This is a genomic window from Polynucleobacter sp. 35-46-11 (genome assembly GCF_002281105.1).
In genome coordinates this window covers 1-3,259 of record NZ_NCFJ01000289.1, presented here as the reverse complement: position 1 = coordinate 3,259, position 3,259 = coordinate 1, and the positions used below count along the sequence as shown (strand labels likewise).

Here is a 3,259-nt window from a genome sequence, read left to right as displayed (position 1 = left end):
ATTGCAGCCAGTCTTATCCTAAGCGATCGGCTAACCTTGATGAATATGGTTTTTGCTTTTCTGGTGGTATCAACCGTAGTGTTGAGCAAAAGGATGCTTGTTAAGCGGCATTGATGAGGCTTGCCGGCTAATTTAACTTCTTGAGTGCTTCTAAATACTTCTCGGGACTTAAGGATTGACCTTCTCTCTGCGCTTCCCACATCACCTGTCCAAGACATTCCATCATGGCGTGCTGTGCCTCATGCTTGGATCCTAGCTTCTTAGTCAGGTTTTCGAAAATCTCTTTTATTCCTGGCGGTTGATCAATGGATATTTGCTCGCTAATCGATAGGTGCATTGAGAGGTGCAAGAAGGGGTTAGTCTCACCGCGCTCTGGTGTGTAGTCTTGCGCAACCGCACCTTCTGGATCCGCCAACACTGCATGATATTCCGGGTGTTCTACCATCCAGTCGCTAGCAATCATTTCCATTGGCGTCAGGATTTGATCCTCGGTTTTCTTTTTCCAGGTATCACAAAAAAAACGACGCACTTCTTCGCGAGTGGGGTTAAATATTGCCACGAACTTTTCCTTTCCCAGTTTTTTGTTTGAACTCACAAAGTGGTTCAACGATGCATTGTTCGCAATCAGGATTTCGTGCTTTACAGGTATATCTGCCATGAAGGATAAGCCAATGGTGAGCATCTTGCAGAAACTCTTTTGGTATCCGTTTGAGTAGCTGTTCCTCTACTTTAAGAACATCCTTACCCGGTGCCAAGCCTGTCCGGTTTGAGACTCTAAAAATATGGGTGTCGACTGCCATAGTGGGTTGACCAAAGGCAGTATTGAGAATGACGTTCGCAGTCTTTCTACCGACACCTGGAAGCGCTTCTAACTCCTCGCGATTTTGCGGAACTTCGCCGCCGTGTTTATCCAGGAGGAGTTGGCAAGTTTCCTGAATGTGCCTGCCCTTGGAATTAAATAGGCCAATGTGCTGAATGAAGGGCTTCACACCATCCTCTCCTAGGTCAAGAAGTGCTTGAGGTGTATTGGCAATCTTAAACAGCTGGCGAGTACCTTTATTTACTGAAATATCAGTCGCCTGTGCTGAGAGCAAAACCGCGATGAGTAATTCAAACGGGGAGCTGTATTCCAGTTCAGTTTCAGGATGGGGATTATTCTCTCTAAGTAATTCAAAGAAGGCCTGGCGCTTTTCAAGATTCATCATTTTTTTTGCTGTGCTCTCGCAATGGCTGCGGCAATGATGGCGCGCTTTCTCTCTTGCTCCTTCAAGGCAGCCTCCGAATCTGGGCTTTCTGCATTAACTGCTTGCAATTTCGCAGCAGCTTTTTTTGCTAATCGCTCGTCATTATCACGTTGCTCACGATCTAACCGTAGATCGCGCGCTTCATATCGCGATCGTGCAAGACCTGCCAATTCTGGTGACCAGGCTTCCCAGCCAGTTTTCTCGCCAGTAACATCAATCATGGAGATGCAATCTACCGGGCAGGGTGGTATGCAAAGATCACAACCGGTGCACCAATCACTCAAGACCACATGCATTTGCTTTGAGGCGCCAATAATGGCATCTACAGGACATGCTTGGATACACAAGGTGCAGCCGATGCAAGTCTTGGGATCAATAAAAGCAACAGGCCTTGGGCGCTCTGCACCGCACTCAGGGTTGATCGTGGGATGCAGTTCAAAGGCATCCTGGGGAAAGATGGGTGCCAGGATGGTGCTAAGCCTCTGAATGCCTTCTACGCCTCCGGGAGGGCAACGATTAGGCAGAACCTCACCTGTCGCCATCGCTTCTGCGTAGGCTCTGCAGTCTGGGTAGCTGCATTTGGTACATTGAGTTTGAGGAAGGATATCCTCGAGACGATCGGCAAGTTCTTTCGTCTGCTTGATGTCCATTGCAATTTTCGAGCCCTAAAACTAGAAGCGCGACCCTAAAGTCGCGCCGCTGATTTATGCAGCCTTCTTAGTTCCCAGTTTTGGGGGTCTAGCTTTTGTTTTTTTCTGAACACCTTGATGCTCGCGAATAAACAACTTAATCTTTGGATACACTTTATCGCGCCAACGACGGCCAGAGAAGATGCCGTAGTGGCCAGCGCCCGCAACTTCGTAATGATCTTTGTCGGCCTTCGGAATGCCTGCACACAAAGCATGTGCTGAGCGGGTTTGTCCGCTACCAGAAATGTCATCCAACTCGCCCTCAACGGTGAGAAGAGCAGTGTTCTTAATATCTTGTGGCTTCACTAGATCACCGGATACTGCCCAAGTGCCGTTTGGTAGTGAGTAGTCCTGGAATACTGTCTTAATCGTGTCTAAGTAGAACTTGGCATCCATATCAAGGACCGCGTTGTACTCATCATAGAAACGGATATGAGCTTCTGCATCTTGCTCATCGCCACGCACTAAGTTTTGGAAATAGTCCCAATGTGACTGCAAGTGATTCTGAGGATTCATGGCAATAAAGCCGGTGTGCTGCAAGAAGCCTGGGTACACCTTGCGACCAGCGCCTGGGTAGCTTGGTGGTACTTTGTAAATTACATGACTTTCAAACCAGTCATAGGACTTTTGGTCAGCTAAGTTATTGACGGCAGTCGGTGACTTGCGTGCATCAATTGGACCGCCCATCATGATCATAGAGGCGGGGGTCTTTTCACCAGCAGAGGCCATTAAAGAGATTGCGCCTAATGTTGGAACTGTTGGTTGGCAAACTGAGATTACATGCAAATTCTCAGCGCCAATTGCACGGATGAAATCTTGTACGTAGTGAACGTAATCATCTAGACCAAAATCACCAGCATTTGCAGGAACAATGCGAGCATCAATCCAGTCGGTAATGTATACCTTGTGGTCTTGCAAGAGAGTGCGTACGGTGTCGCGCAATAGTGTGGAGTGATGTCCAGATAGAGGGGCAACCACTAATACAACAGGATCGTCCTTGAGTTTTTTGATGACATCAAGATCGTCTGAAAAGCGCTTAAAGCGAATTAGGTTGCAAAATGGTTTGGCAACAATGGTTCTCTCATGAATCGCAACTTCTCGACCATGTGCTTGCACAGAGCGAATGCCAAACTCAGGTTTTTTATAGTCTTTACCCAGACGATAAAGCAGTTCATAGCTAGCGGCTAAGCGATCTGAGCCAGGAACTTTGGATGCGGGATTAGAAGAATTAATAAATGCTTCAGATGCTGCTCGAGCCCATGAGCTTACTGGTTGAAGTAAAGCTTTTTGAAATTCATGTAACTGATATAGCATGTTGCCTCCTGA

At 47.3% G+C, this 3,259-nt stretch carries 4 protein-coding genes; all 4 read right to left on the bottom strand.

What is annotated here, in order from left to right; genetic code table 11:
• Positions 1 to 127: 127 nt before the first annotated feature.
• From B7Y67_RS13640 to B7Y67_RS13625, 4 genes are read right to left on the bottom strand one after another with little or no spacing between them, the layout of a single operon-like run.
• Positions 128 to 553 carry a DUF1841 family protein gene (locus B7Y67_RS13640; protein ID WP_293599120.1) on the bottom strand — a complete coding sequence of 142 codons (426 nt, stop codon included), beginning with the start codon at positions 551 to 553 and terminating at the stop codon, positions 128 to 130.
• A complete protein-coding gene (nth, locus tag B7Y67_RS13635) occupies positions 546 to 1,202 on the bottom strand; it encodes an endonuclease III (RefSeq protein WP_293599119.1) in 657 nt (218 codons plus the stop codon). The genes B7Y67_RS13640 and nth overlap by 8 nt, the downstream gene beginning before the upstream one ends.
• Complete coding sequence (rsxB, locus tag B7Y67_RS13630) at positions 1,202 to 1,894, bottom strand: electron transport complex subunit RsxB (RefSeq protein ID WP_293599117.1); 693 nt, start codon at positions 1,892 to 1,894, stop codon at positions 1,202 to 1,204. The genes nth and rsxB overlap by 1 nt, the downstream gene beginning before the upstream one ends.
• 54 nt (positions 1,895 to 1,948) lie before the next feature.
• Complete coding sequence (locus tag B7Y67_RS13625) at positions 1,949 to 3,247, bottom strand: polyhydroxyalkanoate depolymerase (protein WP_293599118.1); 1,299 nt, start codon at positions 3,245 to 3,247, stop codon at positions 1,949 to 1,951.
• Positions 3,248 to 3,259: the final 12 nt, after the last annotated feature.